A 17,912-nucleotide genomic window follows, 5' to 3' on the forward strand; every position below is an offset into this window, starting at 1 on the left:
CCCTGCTGCAGTTCAAGGACGGGACGCCGGTGCCTATGTCCCATAGGCCCGACAACCGCCCAGAACCACGTTTACGGGCATTGCGAGAGCTGAAGGGCATGGGAATATTGTCTGTGGATTCGTCGACCGGCGAACCGCGAGTATTTCTGACCCCCAACGGTCAAAGCGTATTGGAATGGCTGAGACGATGTTGATCTTCCCATCTAGATGAGTGGGAATATCCTTTGAACAAATGCTTTTGGAAAACCTCGATCTGATTGGGGAGGTCACCATTGGCAAGGTTACTTTTTCATATAAGTAGGGAATTGGAAACATGGTTGGATTCACATAGAGACGGTAATTCATCCTTTCATATTCTGGGTGTCATCCCCACCGCATCCATGCAGCGACATGTGCCGAAATGGCTCATAAAGATGCGGTAATACATCAGCTCCTCTTTGTTCCTGACCCTGCCTCCTGGGATATCCTTTGTCTCTTTCTCAAATTCCCGATCTGTGATCTCCCGCTCGGCGATGCCCTTCATCGCCTCCATCGAACCCGCACCATCACTGAACCGCTTCTTCTGCCTCTGGACCACCTCGTCCGGTAATAAGCCTCCATAAGCCTTGCGCAATGCTATCTTGCTCAATCCATATCTTCCGTCCACGAGGTCCTTGGCACCAATCTTAAGCCCATAGGCGATGATCGCAGGGTCCATGAACGGCATCCGGCAGTCCAGAGAGGCCGACGAGGTCATCCGGTCAACCCTCTGGAACCCGGTCAAATGGCCACCTAGCAGGAGGGAGTTGCGTTCCTCCCGAAGGGTCCGGTCGTCAAGCTCGATCATGTGGTCATAGCCGCCAAAGATCTCGTCGGAGCCTTCTCCACACAGAGTGACACAGCCTCTGTCCGTGATGGAATGCGTGGCAAGATAGTTCGGGATGCTGCTCCTCACCAACGGGAGATCGAAGCTCTCGAGGGAATAGATCGCTTTGTCCAGGGTCTCGATCATGTCATCGATGTCATATGTCCTCTCCTTATGGTCCGTCCCAAGATGTACAGCCACTTTCCGAGCCATCTCAATGTCCTTGGATCCATTCATGCCGACGCACAATGTGTTGACATCGTCGCACTGTCTTGCAGCCTCTGCGGCAATGACGCTGCTGTCCAATCCTCCGCTTAAAAGGACATTGACCCGGTTGCCTCTCTCTATGCAGCGTCCTACGCTACGCCCGATCAATCTTCTCAGGCATAGGCCAGGCTCCACGTTGTTCATTCTATGAACGATCTCGGGAATTATTTCCTTAAACCCACTGACGGTCGAGAATATGCCGCCGCAAGGGAACGGTCTGAAATCATCGTCAAGCATTTGCTGGGACTTCATCTCGGACGAATAGCCCCCGATATTCTCTGCCAGGCTTATGTACAAAGGCTTGAGCCCATAGGAATCCCGGGCCAGTATCAATTCCTTCCCATTGAGGATCGATATGGCGAATGCTCCGCTTAGATGGTTCAGGGCGGAAGGGCCCTTGAGCTTGAACAGGTCCAGGACCAATCGTGAGTCCGGGACCTCGGGATCTATCTTTCCAAAAAAGTTCAACTGCAAAGAGTCACGGTTGAAAAGATATGAATCGGCTGCCACCGCGATATCATCTTCGACGACTATGCTTGCCGATGTCCTATCGTTCTGAAGGCGGTGTTTGCACCCCCCGATGGTCACTCCTTCCGTCTCGATGATCATTTCGTCTTCTTGGCCCCGATGCCTTATCATGCCGAGCATCTCTTTGACCAGAACTCTGTCATTCGAGCCGAACGTTCCCGCCAATCCCTGCATCATCTCACCACACATATCTCGATAAGGTCCAGCGCCTCGTCCCCGGAGATCAGTTCCATGAGCCTCTGCCTCACTGATAGCGGCTTACCGGTCCTTTCATCCACAGCATCGCATCCTCCATCGATGATCGCCGTGACTATTCTTCCCTTGGCCACTTTGCTGTCCTTCAGGTCCATTGCGTCCAGTATCCCTAATCGGATGATCTCGCCCATGACCTTCGGCGAACAATAAGGGTCTTCGGCCATGCGCAGTCCGACCTTTTTGATCACCTGCAGAAGGTATCTCGCCTCTGAGATGAGGTATTTCTTCCGGGCAACGATCCGAGGGTCCTGTTCCGGCAAGAACTCACTTTTCAATGCCTTTTCGATCGCTCCCCTCACGATGTCACAGCTCTCGATAATGACATCAGGGGTCGCCACATCATACGCTTCGCTATATCCGACCACATGGACGATGTGAGGCTTTACGACCATTGCGTTGAAGACCGAGACCGCCAGCTGCCCCTTGGCAATGTTCGGGTGGTGGGACAATGAGTTCAATCCTGAACGGACCATCCGGATGATATGGAAATCCTTGTCCTCGAGCGTCGTGACCAGCTCCAGCTTGGCCATCATCTTGGCCCGGTCCATGACCGGCGACATGCCGCGAGGGGTCTCGAACATGAACTGGCAAACATAATCCCTCACGCCCAACGCTTTTGCGTTGTATGCGCACAGATAAGCCACGACCAACTCGATGGTGTCGCCCGAGGAACGGAGGGACCATTGATGGGAATCGGTGACCTCGACCGGAATGCCCCTGTCCGCGTGCCATGCGATCACCGCCTGGTTCTCCTGCATCGCCGCTTCCAGGGTCCTATCGGAACGACCGTCCAGCTCACTATACCAGGCCAGCGGTATCGCCCCCCAGGTATTGTTTATCGTTTCATGCAACATCTCGGCCCATCTTTCCAGATCTCTTGTTCCACTGTAGCAGCGCAGCAGGGGGCGGTTCCCCACGCGGGTGATTTGGTACAATCTGCGAAGATCCTCGACATCTCTCAACGGAACCCCGCCGGCACCGTCCAGCTCGTTATTCATCTCGCCTGGGCGAAAGAAGTTCTCCTGGGCGTTCTGGTCGGGCGCTATCGACAGGATATCGACGGACCTTTCCTGCGCCAGCCGGCCCGCCCCTTGGATCGTATCCTCCAATGAGGGCATCCCGAAATGATGCCTGATGAGCGGATATGGGTATGAGTTCTGTATCCGCGTTTGGAGATCATCGCCGACAGGATCAAGCTGTTTCTCGATAATCTTCCCATCAAGCACGGAGATTATCTCCTCCGGCGATTCCCCACCGGCGAAGACCTTTTCGAAAATTCCAGAGTGCTTCGCCATTTCTGCCACCGGGGGCGTCCCTCCGAACAGCAATCGACGACCTTTCCATCGGTCGTCCCTCTCGATCTCGCCTTGGAGGTCCAACATAAGGCGCTCTGCGGAACCAGGGTCAAGGCGGTAACTTAGCACGACCATCTCCGGGTCCCATTCGATCATCTCGTTCACGATCTGTTGATTCGTGACGCATGTGCCAAGGAAACGCACCTCATTCCCAAGGGACTTCGCGGCCCTCAGAAATGACTGGATGCCTGCAACGTGCACGCATTTTCCCATCGTCGCTCCAAGGATCCTCATCTATGTGCCCCCTTCAATGCCACCATTCTGATCTGTTTGACGTTCATTCCCCCGATCCCCACCTTCTCCACCGTCCTTCCAACCGTCATATAGTCCTGGACATCTATCAACGAGGCAAGATGGACCAGGGATTCCATCGTCGGGGTCTTTATGCCGATGAGATGGCCGAGTGAGACCATGGGCACCAAGCTCATCGGAACGTCCTCGAACAGATAGCGATGGACCAGTGAAGAAGGAGCCCTCACTCCCTTGTACCCAGGGGTCGATTGGATGGCCTCGTAGAGTGTCTTTCCGTATGAATTGTAAGCGAGGTAAAGCCATTCACGGGCTGTATGGCAATGAACTCCCAAGGCGGTTCCCAAAGCGACCCTTTCGGCGTCGCCGCATTCGAGCACGGCCGCTGTCGATGGTGTTACCCCTTCCAGATAGTATTCAAAGTCACCATGGGTCGATTCGATACGGGCGGCGTTCAGAAGGGTGAGGGTCGGGTGGAAGATCGCTCCAATGTTATCGAGACTCGTCTCCAGGACATTGGTGGCGGCAACGAATTGCGGAAAGGCATCATGGATCCGGGCCAAGGCATCCGGTGTCCTGTGTGCAGGAATGGCGGCCATCGGGACAGAGTTCTTGATCTGAATGATCCTGGCCTTATTCGTTTCCACCCTGCGGGACACGTACACGAATGACTGTGTTTCCGCAACCAATGGATGCTGCTTCTTGCCCTTCTCCTTGAGTACCGATAAGAATTCCATTGCACCGAAGGTTCTGCCCGGGTTTAGGATGACCAACTGATCCTTTTTCAAGTAGGGTGCGAATCTTTCCGCGATCTCCCTATGTCCAGAAGCAGGAATGACCACCATTACGATATCCGCATCCTCAACTGCCTCCTTCATTTCGGAGGTCGCACAGTGTACCTTGCCAAATCCATTCAATACCCCCTCGACCTCGATCCCGCCTCTGTCCACGATGCAATCTATCTTCTCTTTGGACCTATTCCATATCGTCGTCTCGAAACCCATGATCGCAAGATGTCCTGCCATGGCCAAACCACCATGTCCTGCTCCGAGGACTGCAATCTTCCGAGGTCCTTTCTGACGGTCGTTATCAGCGTTCATAACACCCCGCTTGAGATGATAAGAAAAGTCAAGAATATGTTAACGCTGAGATTATATGAATATTGCTCAAGCGAAGAACGGGATGCGGACAATAAGGACACGGCAAAAAGGTCCAATGCCTAAAACGAGACGCATTCTTGTCCATTTTCCTCCAGAGTACCAACGCCGTCGAAGGGTCATTTTGTTGTCTAACCGGCATTCTCGAATAACAAGATCTCAATGGCCTTGCTGACTCTTACTGGATCAGCGCATAATTAGGAATTGGATCAATAATGCGCGCCTTAATTGGCCAACATGGCTATGTTTTGTCTCAGCAGGATTCTCAAAGAATCAGGTAGGAATTATTACCACTAACATATACACCGATAATTTATCTCGATGTTACTTGGGCACCTATTTGGACTATTTATTTCAAGTTGACATATGCCGTGCTGTAGTAGGACGGGGTCACGAAGCTGATCAGGGTCGAGGACCCGTTGGCTGGAACGATCTTAACAGTCGCAGCCGCGGTGTATCCCAGAGTCAGGCCGGTGATGCCGACGGTGATGAGGTCTCCCTGCTGGACGACGTGGTTGCCCGATATCCAGGTAGCGGCCATTCCAGTGCTGTTTGCGCCGTAGCTGACATTGGCGACGGCGTTGTTTGTGCCCTGAACAAAGGTCAGCACCTTGTTGGTGTTACCGCTGACGTACTGGATCGAAACGAGGTCCATGTTGACCGATGGGCTACCGGCCTGCAGCCTGATCTGGATGGTCAGGTCGGTGATGATCTCATATGCATGTGTGTCGGTATCGACTGTGCCCATAACATCCTGGACCACGAATCCGGGAGCAACGCTCGGGATCTGCACTCCTTTCGGTCCTGCCGATGCACCCTCACCGATCGCATTCTCGGCACACACTTTGTACCAATAGCTCCGACCGCTGGTCAGGCCTGTATCGACATATGCCAGTCCCGAGAGCGAGGCTATCAGGGCGTAGACCCCGCCAGAGGTCGTGGACCGGTACAAATTATAGCCAGTGATGATGCTGCCGCCATTGAACCATGGAGCGGTCCAATTCAAATTAACTTGCGCGTTACTAGCGAAGGCGGTTAGTCCGATAGGGGCGGTCGGAGTCAATCCTGGAGTGACTACTATAACATTCGATCTAGCACCTTCGCCGACGATATTCAAAGCACTGACGGTGTAATAGTAGACCGAGCCATTTTTGAGAGAGGTTCCAGTAAAGGTTATGAGGGAGCTATCGAGAGTGGCGAGGAGCATCCCTTCACCCGAGGTTGTGCTGCGGTAGACCTTGTAGTCGGTGATACTACTGCCGCCATTGAACTTTGGCGCTGTCCAGTTCAAAGTTACGTCACCGTTTCCTGCGGTGGCGGTCAATCCGGTCGGGGCATTCGGTACCGTGGCCGGAGTTGATACGACGGAGTTGGACAGATATCCTTCCCCGGCCAGATTATGTGCGGCAACGGTAAAAGTATGTGACGATCCGTCCGTCAGACCGTCGATTGTTGCGGTTAATCCAGTCTGTTTTTCTGTCAGGACGCTTCCATCCTGATAGATGACATAGTAATCAATGATATTTCCACCATCGGACGATGGCGCTGTCCAGTTCAGGGATACTTGTGCGATCCCTGCCGTCGCCATAAGTCCAGTCGGGGCTTTAGGAACTGTGAACGGCACAGTTAGGACCATGTCGGTCTTTATGCCTTCACCTGCAGAATTGACCGCACTGACATAGTACCAATAGCTCTGACCGTTGGTCAAGCCAGTATCGGTATATGTCAGTCCCGAGGGCGAAGCGATTTGGGTATAGATACCGTCAGAGGTCGTGGACCGGTACAGCTTATAGCCTGTGATGGCACTGTTACCATTATCTGTTGGGGCCTGCCAGTTCAGTCTGGATTGAGTATTTCCAGAAATAGCTTGTATGTGTTGCGGAGCGGTAGGGGTCTTTGGCGCCATGGACACAGCGAGCGTACTGACCAGGATCAGAACCGCTACCACGGCGACCACCGCTACGACGATCAAATTGTTTCTTTTCATACTATCTCGCCCCTTCCAAGATGATTATCGAAATATGGATGACTTACCCTGGTTTTGCGAGGCCCCAATTATAGCTTAATACTTTGGGGATAGTTATCATATCCAATGTCCATGGGGAGATTGATCTCCAATCGGCCCATTATCCGTTCGAACGGATCTTTTTCTACTTCCCCCGATTCGTGGTTCAAACATGTTCGTTACAGGATGATATCCTTATGTCCAATCCAAATGTCGCACTGTAGTTATGGCACGACATTATTCTTTTCGTCCGACCATGTAGACGATGTGAAAAAATTACTGTGACCTTTTACAAGAAGCATTTTACGATTTGTTGTTCAGGTTCTTGACGACTTGATGGCCTTTTATCATTAATGAGCCGAACAGGTCGACTGAATACTTTATGCCATGTCAAAATAATTCATTTTTGGGTCAATTAATATGTCCTTGGGATAGATTGATAACTCTGCAAACGAACAGCGTATGGGGGAAGTGATGCGATACTGGATAGGTAGAGAAAGGAACGAAGACAAAGGCCCGCAGAGATTATTACATTCTCAGCAAATCGACCATGGGCGCCATCAGAATATCTCCAATGCCCCAGCTTTTTCTTTGAGGTGTGAAAATGGAGATTAGGATCCCTATGATGATCCAAGATGAGTCGACATCCATCAAAAAGGTGACCCGTCTTGTCGAAAGGACCACCCTCAACGGTAAGTTCTTTCTTGATGGGCCCATAACGCAAAAAGTCGCAATCTTGGACTTCGAACCAAACACAGGGGAACTTCTGCCCGGAGCAGTTCTTTTACCTCCCGATAATAAACGGAAATTTAGGGAATACAAGGTCGACAAGAATAATATTTATTCTGATGATTTTATCAAGGTCAGCGTTTTTGCCACCGTTTTAAAAACGATGCAGATGTTCGAGGAGGAGGACAACCTTGGCAGACCGCTCACCTGGGCTTTCGGAGCCCCTCAACTACTGGTCATCCCAAGAGCCGGAGAGATGGCGAACGCCTATTATGAAAGAATATCCCATAGTCTGCAGTTCTTCCATTTCCCAAACCAGTTCCTTAAGGGCAAGACCGTCTATACTGGCCTCTCAAGAGACATCGTTGCCCATGAAACCGCCCACGCCATTCTGGACGGGATCGCCCCCCATCTCTATGATGCCATCACACCCCAGTCCCTGGCGTTGCATGAGGGAATCGCCGATCTGAGCGCTTTACTGATGGCTTTCAGAAGTGGGGATCTGCGTGAAAGGGTCCTCGGCCAGACAGGTGGGTCTCTCGAGCAATCGACCGCCTTCAACTCACTTGCAGAGGAATTTGGCCGTGCCCTTGAAGCCAGCGGCCGGAGGGGCTACCTGCGCAACATGTTCAATCAGAAGACCCTCTGCCCCAAGGATGAAACCCTCGACCCCGAAGGAAAGCCCAACCGGGTGTCCCGCAGCGAACCACACGAGCTCAGTGAGGTGATAACCGGGGCCCTCTATGCCGTTATGGTCAAGATGCATACTGCACTCTGCCGAGAGCTGGCGGAGAAGAATAACAAATCAGAGTTCTCAGTCTCGGGATTGGCCTTGTTCATCGCCGGTGAGCGCTTTAAGCGGATTACCCTCCGCGCCTTGGATCTTATTGCCCCTGGGGAGGCCTCGTTCTCGGACTATGGACGGGCCATCATCGCCTCCGACCAGGTGTCTCACCCCGACGATGAACAGGAGCGTAAATGGATCGTTGATGAGTTCCTAAAACGCTGCATCATTTCGAACCGGGAGGACCTGAGGGTGGAGACGGACTTTTATGCTCCGGAGATGGAGGGTGTTGACCTGCCCTCCTTGATTACGAGTGACTGGTATGCCTACCAATTTGCTGAGAAGAACCGCCATTTCCTGTCCATTCCTCCAGATGTCCCGTTCGCAGTAGAACCTCGTCTGGATGTCAGTAAGACAAATTATCATCAGGGTGGGGTCAAGTCATCGGTCAGGGAATGTATCTTCAAAGTGTCATGGAACCAGATCGAGCCAAACGACCTCAGCAAACGATACCCGAAGCTGCGGCGGATCACCGTTGGCACCACACTGTCCATCGACTGGAAGACAAAGAAGGTGAGGGTGTTGCTGACCTCGGATAGGTCCAAACAACAATTAGAGGGACAAAGGCAGCAACAGGATCGTAACGAATTGCTGAGAAGGCTGGTGGACCAGGACCTTCTGAGATTTGGCCAAAGTGCGCTTGGACCGGACGGCAATGAACTGAGCTCGATCATCCGCGCCGATATTTCAAGAGATGTCCTGAGGGTGCACTCGGTAGGAAAAATGCTGCACATTACTGGAGGTGTGTGACATTGGAGGAATTGCGCATACGCATGTACAATGTTCTCTTTGGATAGGCGATTCTGATCTCTGTACCCGATCTTGATATGGACGGAAATTCACACTTACGACACATTCTGATCGATTTTGGCAATGTGATGAGCGGTGAAGGAGGCCAGGATAGTGTCTTCAGACCTGTCATCGAAAACATCATCGGTGAATTGAACGGAGAGCCGCTCGACCTGTACGTGATGACCCACAAACATATGGATCACGTTCAGGGACTACTTTATTCAAATCAGAAGGTGCTGCCGAACCACGACCTCAAGGACAAACTGAAGGTCCAACATGCCTGGTTGACCGCATCCAGTGCTCCTGATTATGGCGATGCGCATCCCGAGGCCCGCAGAAAGCTGGACGAGGCCAAAGCTTGCTACGGGGAAATCGAATGTTTCATGGCAGCCTCCGGTGAGCCGATGCCCATGGCTGTCATGGCCCTGATGGCAAATAATAATCCAAGGGACACCTCCGATTGCGTCGATTATATCCGTTCGTTGGCAGAACATACCTGGTATGTGCATAGGGAGTCGGACCTGACCGACAAACACAATTTCCGGGAAGCGCACTTGGAGATATTGGCACCCGAAGAGGATACCTCCGACTACTATGGCTCATTTCAACCCGTTCGGCTCGGAGTGAAACCAGGAAAAGAGAAGGGAAAAAAACCAGTGCTGTGCACACCAATACCTCCGTCGGGAGTGGATGCCGGGGCGTTCTACGACCTGGTAACGATAAGGCGAAGCGGCTCCATGGAGAATCTTTTGGCCATAGACAAAGCGGCTAATAACACCAGCCTGGTCCTTTATCTCGAATGGCGCGGATGGCGGCTGCTCTTCCCGGGAGATGCCGAGCAACGCAGTTGGCAGGTGATGGACAAACAAGACCTCTTGAGGCAGGTTGATTTTGAAAAGGTAGGTCACCATGGGAGCCGTACCGGTACCCCTTCCCCCGAGATATTGGAGAAGATCCTGATGATCGATCCGCCAAGTTCGCGCCGTCGCTATTGCGCCATATCCACCTTTGACGGCACGTACGGTGGTGTTCCGGACCCCGACACGCTTACCGAGATCGAACGGCGTTGTGATGAGTTGAAAGACATCAGAAAAGTGCGTAAAGGAGAATACATCGATATTCAGTTCCCTGGCTGAATTGCTCAGACCCTAAATGAACAAGTAGGTCGCCGTATGAGAAGGAACACATCAGATGCATTTGACATCGGTCGATGTTGTGAGCCGGTGAGTTCGGGAACGGTCTGCAGATTTCGGATTCGGACCAAATAACAAATGTCATACTATTGGCACAGTAATGTTGGAACTATAGCAAAATTATTTAGATTTGGTAAACGTCTATTATATTACGATGGCTTACAGTTACTCTTAGCAGGAAGCCATCACGAGGTACTCAATAGTTATGGGGGAGAACTATGACGAAAACATCAGAACTGTATGCTAAAGAAATCTACAAGAATCTTAAATATCGACCGACCTGGCTGCCAGGAACTCCTTTGGCCCTTGGCACTGTGGGGCATTTTGTTAACGATCAATTCATTGCCGTCACCGATTTGACAAATCTTGGTATCCCTTTCGAGGAAACCATAGATCCAGACAAAGACGATATAGACTTCACGAGCAAAAAAGGAGTATCTATCACCTTCAAGGCGGCAGGTGAAACAAATGATCAATTCAAGGCGGTTGCGAAGGCTGAGGCTGGTGCGCTGGTTGAGTTCTCAAAAGAAGGCGCTGTGGTGCTTCAGCTGAGAGATGTGTCTCTAAACCGTATTTCCGATCAGGCCAAGTTGAGTCGCGATATGCTTCGGGCAATTAATGATGATGATGAAGCCAAAAAATGGCAACGAGACTGGGTAGTGGTTACTGAAGTGGCGAAGGCAGGGTCTTCCACGATTTTCATTTCAGAATCAAAGAAGTCAAGACTTGAACTCAAGGCATCTGGCTCAGCGATGCCGACAAGTCTAGTGGACGCTTCGGCCAATCTTTCTATAGCGACTTTGTCCGATGTGAGCACCAAAGTGCTTGCGGAGGCAGGGTTGACACCGCTGTTTCGCGGCCTTCGTGTCAAGCAACGGTTCTTCGGACTTTTCGATGACGTTACTGTGGCCTTCGCCAGAGAGCCATCTCCCGAAGAGATTTTTGAGGAAATTGACCCAACGAAAGATGTTAAACGATGACATATTGGCCTGGAATGCTCCATTAAGCCTCGGGCATGGAATGCGATTACCGCAGGTCCTGAGGGTCGGTCGGGGACACTTCAAGCCATAGAAATCGACGAATGCATGGCTGTATGCGGTCCTGCCGCCGGTCTACTACATGAGCCGAAGTATGTGGTCGTACCGACGCCAATGTTCATCTTAGAGATCATGGTGATGTCTGGCATAGGGTAAGTTCGCTCCGGTCGTTGACCACGGTCGAGCTCTCACTCCGCTTCATGTGTTGTGGTCGACCCGTAATTCATGGAAAAAGGCCGGGACATTCCAACTTCATGATAGCGCCGATCTGCATCATATGAAGAGGCCAAGAAAGGCGAAGGTTTTTTTTCAGAACAGGAATGACTCCAAGAAATGTCCTTCTGGATTCAGGGCGGCATCGGGTGACCATTATATCATCTCAGAACAACTAGTGATTATGGGAATGAACGAAATGCGAGCGAATAATACAAGGAGCATACGATATCCTCACTCCAGGGATCCTCAGGAGGACCAGTACTATCCCGCCAGTTGTCCCAAGTGCGGTAAACCGGTGGTGCATCGGGATGTCTTCTGCCACCATTGCGGTCGAAGGCTGCGATGATGTAACTCCCGAGGACGTTTAAGTGGTGGTCGACCAAATTATCAAGCATCTCATAGAGGCTGGATACCCTATAAGGTTGAATTCGCGAAGGAAGCGGTGAACTGTCTAGCACTGTCATCGGTGTTCAGGTTCGTTGATCATCTGGTAATCGTTCGGGGAATCGACAGCATCCTTTCTTCCAGGATATTTCTGGTATTTTCAGGAAAGCATAAAGCCCAACCATTCGATCAGGAAATGAACTATGAACAACATCTTCCCAAACAGCACGCTTTAAAAATCATTGAAGAAAAGGACGTGGTCCCACGACACAGGAAAACAAGAACATGAACCTTTTCAAGGAAGCCTATACAGCCCGCATAGAACAGCTAGGCAAAGAGAGGGAGGCGGGAAGAAGGGTCGTGGGCACGTTCTGTCTTTTCGTTCCGGACGAGATCGTTTTCGCTTCTGGGGCCGATCGGGTCATCCTCTGCGGAGGAAGGAGCAACACCATATCCGTGGCAGAGGAGTACCTGCCCCGGAATATCTGCCCCTTGATCAAATCGTCATTCGGGGCCATAGTAAACGGCTCTTGCTCAGGGGACCTGGCCTGTCCTCACTTCGGCATGGTGGACGCCATTGTGGCCGAGGCGACCTGCGATGGAAAGAAGAAGATGTACGAGCTTCTTCATGAATACATCCCCACCTATGTAATGGACCTTCCTCAGATGCCAGACAGTAGGACTTCGATCGGCTATTTCGAATCGGAGCTCCGCCGGTTCGGTCGGTTCATGGAAGGATTGACTGGCAGGACCATAACAGAGGAGGCGCTGGCCAGGGAGATCCGGTCAGGGAACGAGACCAGGAGAATGCTTCACCGCCTATACGAGATGAGGAGGCTGGACCCGCCCCCCATCCGCGGCTCCGATGTAATAAAGATGCTGCAGAAGCAATACTTCCTCTCGCCCGATGTCTTCAGGAACGGTCTGAGAGAGGTGTGCGACGAGGTTGAAAAGAAAACGGCGTCGGGAGAGAAATGCGGGCCGAGGCTGATGATCTCCGGCTGCCCGATGCCCGCGGGAAACATGAAGGTCCCGCAGATAATCGAGGACATGGGGGCCTGCATTGTGGTCGAGGAGAGCTGCACCGGAACCCGCTCCTTCTGGGACCTGGTCGATGAACAGAAGGACCCTTGGACGGCACTGGCCGAGCGATACCTTAAGATCCCCTGCTCATGCATGACCCCCAACCAGGGCCGTATCGACAGCATCATCGAACTGGCAGAGAGGTTTGACGTGGACGGCGTGGTCTACTACACGCTCCAGTCCTGCCATGGGTACAATATCGAGCGCTACCGGGTGGGCAAGGCGCTGAAGGAGGCGAACATCCCCATGCTGGCCATCGAGACCGATTACAGCGATGCCGATGTCGAGCAGATCCGCATCCGCGTCGAGGCCTTCCTGGAGATGTTGTCGTGATCTCGGTCGGTATCGATGCCGGAGCAGCGACCACGAAGGCGGTCATTATGAAGGACACGACCGTGATCGGATGGAAGGTATGCCCCACCGGCTTCGATTTCTCCAAGGCGGCACGCGACCTGTATGAAGAGGTCCTTGCCCGGGCAGGGATTGCCGAGGGCGACGTCGGCAAGGTGTATGCGACCGGGTACGGCAAGAACGCCATCCCATTTGCCGGGAGGACCTTGAGCGAGATCACCGCTCATGCCCGGGGGGTGTTCTTCCTGTACCCCGAGGTAGCCGGCGTCATCGATATCGGGGGCCAGGACAGCAAGGTCATCACCGTCGACCAAGGCCGTGTACAGGACTTTCTCATGAACGACAAGTGCGCCGCCGGCACCGGAAAATTCCTTGAATACTCCGCCAAGGCGCTGGAGGTGTCCATCGAAGAGCTGGCCGAACTGGCTCTAACGTCCGACGATCCGGCCAAAATAAGCAGCATGTGCACGGTGTTCGCCGAGTCAGAGGTCATATCCCTCCGCGCCAAAGGATACGCGAAGAAGGACATCGCCGCCGGCCTAGTGGGGAGCATAGCGCAAAGGATCGCAGTGATGGCCAAGAGGATGGGGTTCAAGAAGAATGTGGCCTTCGTGGGAGGCGTGGCGAAGAACCGTGCCATGAAGGAGGCGTTGGAGGCAGAGCTCGGTTTCACGCTCTTCGTTCCCGAGGAGCCGCAGATCACCGGGGCCTTGGGAGCGGCACTTCAGCGGGAAAGGAAGATCATCACCGGTCAGAAACCGTGAACCGCTCGAAATGGTCATCACCAGTGGACGAGGGTGGGATAAAGATCGGCACGATAGGAAAAGAACCGGCATACACCGGTCAACGGGCCGTCTCCTTCTTTGTTGCGCAGCTATCTTTCAGGCCTTGTCATGATTCCCGTTTCACTTTCGGGATGGTGAAGTAGAACGTAGCTCCATGGCCTTCCTCCGATTCGACCCAGACCCGACCTTCGTGGCGCTCGACGATCTTCCTGACTATTGCCAGACCGACCCCGGTCCCGGCATATTGGTCCTTGTTATGGAGTTTCTTGAACACCTGGAATATCTTGTCCGAATATTCCATGTTCAGGCCTATCCCGTTGTCTCTCACTGAGAACACCCATTCCGCCGGTTCCGACCTCGCCTCGATGTTCACTCTAGGCCTATCCTTATCCTGGAACTTGATGGCATTGCTGACCAGGTTCTGCATCACCTGGACCATCTGGGACTCGTCGGCGGTGACATTGGGAAGCCGATCGGTCTCGATCTCCGCCCCGTTCTCCTCGATCGGCACCTTGAGCAGCTCAATGGTCCTCTCCACCACCCGGTTCATATCGACGTCCGTGAACGGCAACCTGACCGAATCCACCCTGGAATATTCCAGAAGGTCATCGATCAGCTCCCTCATCCTGGTCCCGCCTTGAATAGCGTGGCCGATGTATTCGATGGCCTCATGGTCCATTTGTCGCGAGAACCTCCTTTCCAGGAGCGACAGGTAACTGATGGTCATACGCAGCGGCTCCTGCAGGTCATGTGAGGCAACATATGCGAACTGCTGCAGATCGGCGTTGGAACGGCGGAGCTCATCTTCGGCCAGTTTCATCTTGGTGAGGTCAACCGTCGCCGAACCCACGCCGATCACGTTTCCATCGATGTCATGGATCGGAGCGAAAGTGATCTCTGTAAAGATCTTCCCATTCGGCTGGTCAAGCCACATCTGCTCGCGGATCTCCTTGTCCTCATCCAGGACCCGCCCTTTGATCTCGTTGATCCTCTGCACCTCCCTCGGTGAGAATATCTCCGCATCCGTTTTCCCGATCATCTCATCAGGTCTCGCGATCTTTTGATTATAGGCCCATATGTACTTCAGGTCCCGATCCTGAACGGCAACGGACACCGGTGCATTGCGCAAGGCCAGTCGGAACCTTTCCTCGCTCTCCCTTAGGTCCTTGGTGCGTGCCCGGACCTTCGTTTCCAGGTCTTCATTTGCCCTCCTGAGCGCATCCTCCGCCAGGATGCGTTCGGTGAGGTCGGCCATAACGATACAATAGGTCGCATTGTCCTCTGATGGCAGATAATTGACCGAAAGCTGCATCGGTACCGCGGACCCGTCCATGGCCTCGAAACGGACATCGTCGCGTTCCGGGCCCTCGACACTGGTGTCCAGGATCCTATGGAATGACGGTCTCCTCGAGGGATGGATGAACCTTTCGATGTTCGTGCCGATCACCTTCTCAAGGGAGGTCTTCATCGAATCTGCGAAGCTGTGGTTGCTGTAAAGGATCTCGCCATCCTGCGATATCGTTACGGCGCCCTCGTTCATCTGCTCGAAAAGGATGCGGTAGGGCTCCTCTGCCCCTTTGAGCGTGAACACCTTCTCCCCCTCGCTCGTGGAGATAACGATGGCATCGACCTCTCCTCCCTGTATTGCCTCCAGGGTCCGGGTCTTTTCCTCGAGCTCCTCCTGCAATGCCTTGACCTGGGCCTTCAGGTCCCTGTTCTCTGACCGCAATTTCGTTCGATCTAATTCCTGGCCTTTTTCGGAGCTCAATTCCCTTCCTTCCTGACCCCTTTCTTCGATGCGATCTCCAGTCCGATGATTACCTTCTCCCGGTCTGACATGTCCCCTACTAGTTTCCTAAGAGGCAGAGGCAGCTTCCTGATGAGCGTGGGCGCCGCCAGGATCTGGCCTTCCTTGGCCAGCTCTGGCTGCTGATAAACGTCGATCACTTCCAGGTCGTAGCGTCCCTTTAGCTCTTCCTCGCATATCTTCTTGATGTTCTTGATCGCCTCACGGGACCTGGGTGTGGAACCGGTTATGTAGAGCCGCAGGACGTAGTCGATGCCATCTTCCCTCCCGGTGGGATCGGATCCATTTCTGGACATTTCATCTACTCCTCATCGGCGAGCGGTTTGATATCCAGCCCAACAAGTACCTTCTCCGTGTTGGATAGATCGCCGATGATCTTCTTGATCGGTTGTGGCAGTTTCCGTACCAATGTGGGAACGGCTATTATCTGGTCACCTTTGGCGAGCTGGGGCGTTCTCATGAGGTCTATGACCTCGATCCGATACCTGCTCCTGAGGTTCTCCTCGCAGATGCTCTTCAGGTTGGAGATGGCGGCCACTGACTTGGGGGTCTGCCCAGCGACGTAGAGACGCAGCTCGTAGATCTCTTCTTTCTCCTCTCTCGGGACCTTACTCATCTCCCTCACCCCTGTTGCCGTTCATGATGCGCATGCTTTGCAGGTGCCTCTTGTTGTTCTCTATGGTCTGTTTCCTTCTTTCCTCGTCCTTTACCTTCCTCTCGAGGTCCGTCTTCTTGTCCTCGAACTCGGCCCTCAACGTTACTATCTGGGCCTCCAGGATCTTCCGTTGGTGCTCCAGATTCAGCTTGAGGCGGGCCATCTCCTCGGTCCGGGCCAGCTCATGAGCTTTCTCGCTCTCCTCCTGGGCATAGCGGGCGGAACCGGTCAGGACCCCGGACGGACCGATGTAAGGTTCGATAAGCTCGATGCCCTTGGAGGTTATGTGGAACTCACGTATCTGGTTCGAATGAGCCATGCCCCTCGATTTCACGAGGCGCAGCAATCTGTTGTTCTCCCCGTTGGCCTCGACGTCCTCCAGAAGGAGCCATGTGTCCACCAGCGAAGATACCATGGAGCTTTGGGTCGGCCGTTCGGAGTGCTTCAGGTCGGTGAATACCGCGGTCACTCCCTTCATCTTGAGAAAATCGACCATCCTTACCAAGGTGGACCGGACCTCCACATCCTCGCCGACGGCCATCAGGCTGCTGATCGGATCGAGGACCACAGCCTCCGGTTTGAACTCGTTCACGATCTTGAGAAGGGTGACCAGATGCGTCTCCAGGCCGTAAGCAGTGGGCCGGTCCGCGTAGATGTTCAGCAGACCCTTTTCCACCATCGGTTCCAGATCGATGCCGATGGAACGCATGTTACGGATGATCTGACTGGAAGATTCCTCGAAGGTCACCAGCAGCGCCCTCTTGCCATTCTTGCAGACACTGTTCAGGAACTCGACCCCGAACGATGACTTACCGGTCCCGGCCTGACCGGTGATTAGGACGGTGCTGCCCTTGTAGTATCCCTTTCCTTCCATCATCGAATCGAGGTCCCTGATTCCGGTGGAGATGCGCGCATTGGTGGCCTTCGCCATCAATCCCAGCGAGGATATCGGCAAAACCGAGAATCCTCCCTCGTCGATCAGGAACGGATACTCGTTCGAACCGTGTGAGGATCCTCTGTACTTGATGATCCGCATACGCCTGGTGGCGATATTGCCGATGATCCTGTTGTCGAGGACGATGACCGCGTCTGAAACATATTCCTCCAATCCATTCCTGGTGAGGGTCCCGTCGCCCTTTTCCCCGGTAATGACCGCGGTGACGCCTTTCTCCTTTAGGAACTGGAACAGACGCCTGAGTTCCGATCGGATGATGAGAGTGTTGCCAAAGGCCGAGAATATCGATTCGATCGTATCAAGGACCACCCGCTTCGCCCCGATGGAATCGATCGCATAGCCCAGACGAACGAACAGTCCTTCCAGGTCATACTCCCCCGTTTCCACGATCTCCGCGGCCTCGACCTTCACGAAGTCGATA

14 protein-coding genes are annotated in these 17,912 nt (G+C 53.2%); 6 read left to right on the forward strand and 8 right to left on the reverse strand.

The annotated features are described in order from the left end of the window. Positions 1-194, forward strand: a 194-nt coding sequence (locus VGK23_11345; protein HEY3421135.1) for a hypothetical protein, incomplete at its 5' end; no start/stop codon positions are given. Positions 195-349: 155 nt separating this feature from the next. Here the strand turns inward: VGK23_11345 and VGK23_11350 are convergent. The 4 genes from VGK23_11350 to VGK23_11365 form a co-directional block, all read right to left on the reverse strand. Next, complete coding sequence (locus tag VGK23_11350; protein HEY3421136.1) at positions 350-1,813, reverse strand: asparagine synthase-related protein; 1,464 nt, start codon at positions 1,811-1,813, stop codon at positions 350-352. Beyond that, positions 1,813-3,483, reverse strand: coding sequence for a cobalamin B12-binding domain-containing protein (locus VGK23_11355; GenBank protein ID HEY3421137.1), 1,671 nt, complete (start codon positions 3,481-3,483; stop codon positions 1,813-1,815). Before VGK23_11355 ends, VGK23_11350 begins: the two co-directional genes overlap by 1 nt. After that, complete coding sequence (locus VGK23_11360) at positions 3,480-4,598, reverse strand: NAD/NADP octopine/nopaline dehydrogenase family protein (protein HEY3421138.1); 1,119 nt, start codon at positions 4,596-4,598, stop codon at positions 3,480-3,482. Before VGK23_11360 ends, VGK23_11355 begins: the two co-directional genes overlap by 4 nt. Positions 4,599-5,004: 406 nt before the next feature. Continuing rightward, entirely contained in the window at positions 5,005-6,642 is a 1,638-nt protein-coding gene (locus VGK23_11365; GenBank protein ID HEY3421139.1) for a fibronectin type III domain-containing protein, read from the reverse strand. A gap of 916 nt (positions 6,643-7,558) precedes the next feature. On the opposite strand from VGK23_11365, the gene VGK23_11370 reads away from it, so the two are divergent. The 5 genes from VGK23_11370 to VGK23_11390 all read left to right on the forward strand — a co-directional run bounded on the left by VGK23_11370 (position 7,559) and on the right by VGK23_11390 (position 14,053). Then, positions 7,559-8,983, forward strand: coding sequence for a hypothetical protein (locus VGK23_11370; protein ID HEY3421140.1), 1,425 nt, complete (start codon positions 7,559-7,561; stop codon positions 8,981-8,983). 128 nt (positions 8,984-9,111) lie between these two features. After that, on the forward strand, positions 9,112-10,161 hold the full coding sequence (locus tag VGK23_11375) for a hypothetical protein (protein ID HEY3421141.1): 1,050 nt from the start codon (positions 9,112-9,114) through the stop codon (positions 10,159-10,161). Positions 10,162-10,436: 275 nt separating this feature from the next. Continuing rightward, complete coding sequence (locus VGK23_11380) at positions 10,437-11,198, forward strand: hypothetical protein (GenBank protein HEY3421142.1); 762 nt, start codon at positions 10,437-10,439, stop codon at positions 11,196-11,198. Positions 11,199-12,140: 942 nt separating this feature from the next. Next, positions 12,141-13,271, forward strand: a complete 1,131-nt coding sequence (locus VGK23_11385) for a double-cubane-cluster-containing anaerobic reductase (protein ID HEY3421143.1) — start codon at positions 12,141-12,143, stop codon at positions 13,269-13,271. Next, the gene (locus VGK23_11390; protein ID HEY3421144.1) at positions 13,268-14,053 is read left to right on the forward strand and encodes an acyl-CoA dehydratase activase; all 786 of its coding nucleotides are present in this window, start codon (positions 13,268-13,270) and stop codon (positions 14,051-14,053) included. Before VGK23_11385 ends, VGK23_11390 begins: the two co-directional genes overlap by 4 nt. A gap of 127 nt (positions 14,054-14,180) precedes the next feature. Here VGK23_11390 and VGK23_11395 read toward each other — a convergent pair whose 3' ends face one another. The 4 genes from VGK23_11395 to kaiC all read right to left on the reverse strand — a co-directional run. Continuing rightward, complete coding sequence (locus VGK23_11395) at positions 14,181-15,842, reverse strand: ATP-binding protein (GenBank protein ID HEY3421145.1); 1,662 nt, start codon at positions 15,840-15,842, stop codon at positions 14,181-14,183. Further along, entirely contained in the window at positions 15,839-16,177 is a 339-nt protein-coding gene (locus tag VGK23_11400; GenBank protein HEY3421146.1) for a circadian clock KaiB family protein, read from the reverse strand. The genes VGK23_11395 and VGK23_11400 overlap by 4 nt, the downstream gene beginning before the upstream one ends. A gap of 5 nt (positions 16,178-16,182) precedes the next feature. Further along, positions 16,183-16,497, reverse strand: a complete 315-nt coding sequence (locus tag VGK23_11405) for a circadian clock KaiB family protein (protein HEY3421147.1) — start codon at positions 16,495-16,497, stop codon at positions 16,183-16,185. Then, on the reverse strand, positions 16,490-17,912 hold a 1,423-nt coding region (gene kaiC / locus VGK23_11410; GenBank protein ID HEY3421148.1), incomplete at its 5' end, for a circadian clock protein KaiC. The genes kaiC and VGK23_11405, both read right to left, overlap by 8 nt.

This window comes from Methanomassiliicoccales archaeon, assembly GCA_036504055.1.
GTDB lineage: Archaea > Thermoplasmatota > Thermoplasmata > Methanomassiliicoccales > UBA472 > DASXVU01.

What these genes read in the sequence shown, in the direction of transcription:
- VGK23_11380 (HEY3421142.1), top strand. Translation starts at nt 10,437, where the DNA reads ATGACGAAAACATCAGAACTGTATGCTAAAGAAATCTACAAGAATCTT.
- VGK23_11385 (HEY3421143.1), top strand. Translation starts at nt 12,141, where the DNA reads ATGAACCTTTTCAAGGAAGCCTATACAGCCCGCATAGAACAGCTAGGC.
- VGK23_11360 (HEY3421138.1), bottom strand. Translation starts at nt 4,598, where the DNA reads ATGAACGCTGATAACGACCGTCAGAAAGGACCTCGGAAGATTGCAGTC.
- VGK23_11365 (HEY3421139.1), bottom strand. Translation starts at nt 6,642, where the DNA reads ATGAAAAGAAACAATTTGATCGTCGTAGCGGTGGTCGCCGTGGTAGCG.
- VGK23_11375 (HEY3421141.1), top strand. Translation starts at nt 9,112, where the DNA reads ATGAGCGGTGAAGGAGGCCAGGATAGTGTCTTCAGACCTGTCATCGAA.
- VGK23_11355 (HEY3421137.1), bottom strand. Translation starts at nt 3,483, where the DNA reads ATGAGGATCCTTGGAGCGACGATGGGAAAATGCGTGCACGTTGCAGGC.
- VGK23_11405 (HEY3421147.1), bottom strand. Translation starts at nt 16,497, where the DNA reads ATGAGTAAGGTCCCGAGAGAGGAGAAAGAAGAGATCTACGAGCTGCGT.
- VGK23_11350 (HEY3421136.1), bottom strand. Translation starts at nt 1,813, where the DNA reads ATGCAGGGATTGGCGGGAACGTTCGGCTCGAATGACAGAGTTCTGGTC.
- VGK23_11370 (HEY3421140.1), top strand. Translation starts at nt 7,559, where the DNA reads ATGTTCGAGGAGGAGGACAACCTTGGCAGACCGCTCACCTGGGCTTTC.
- VGK23_11400 (HEY3421146.1), bottom strand. Translation starts at nt 16,177, where the DNA reads ATGTCCAGAAATGGATCCGATCCCACCGGGAGGGAAGATGGCATCGAC.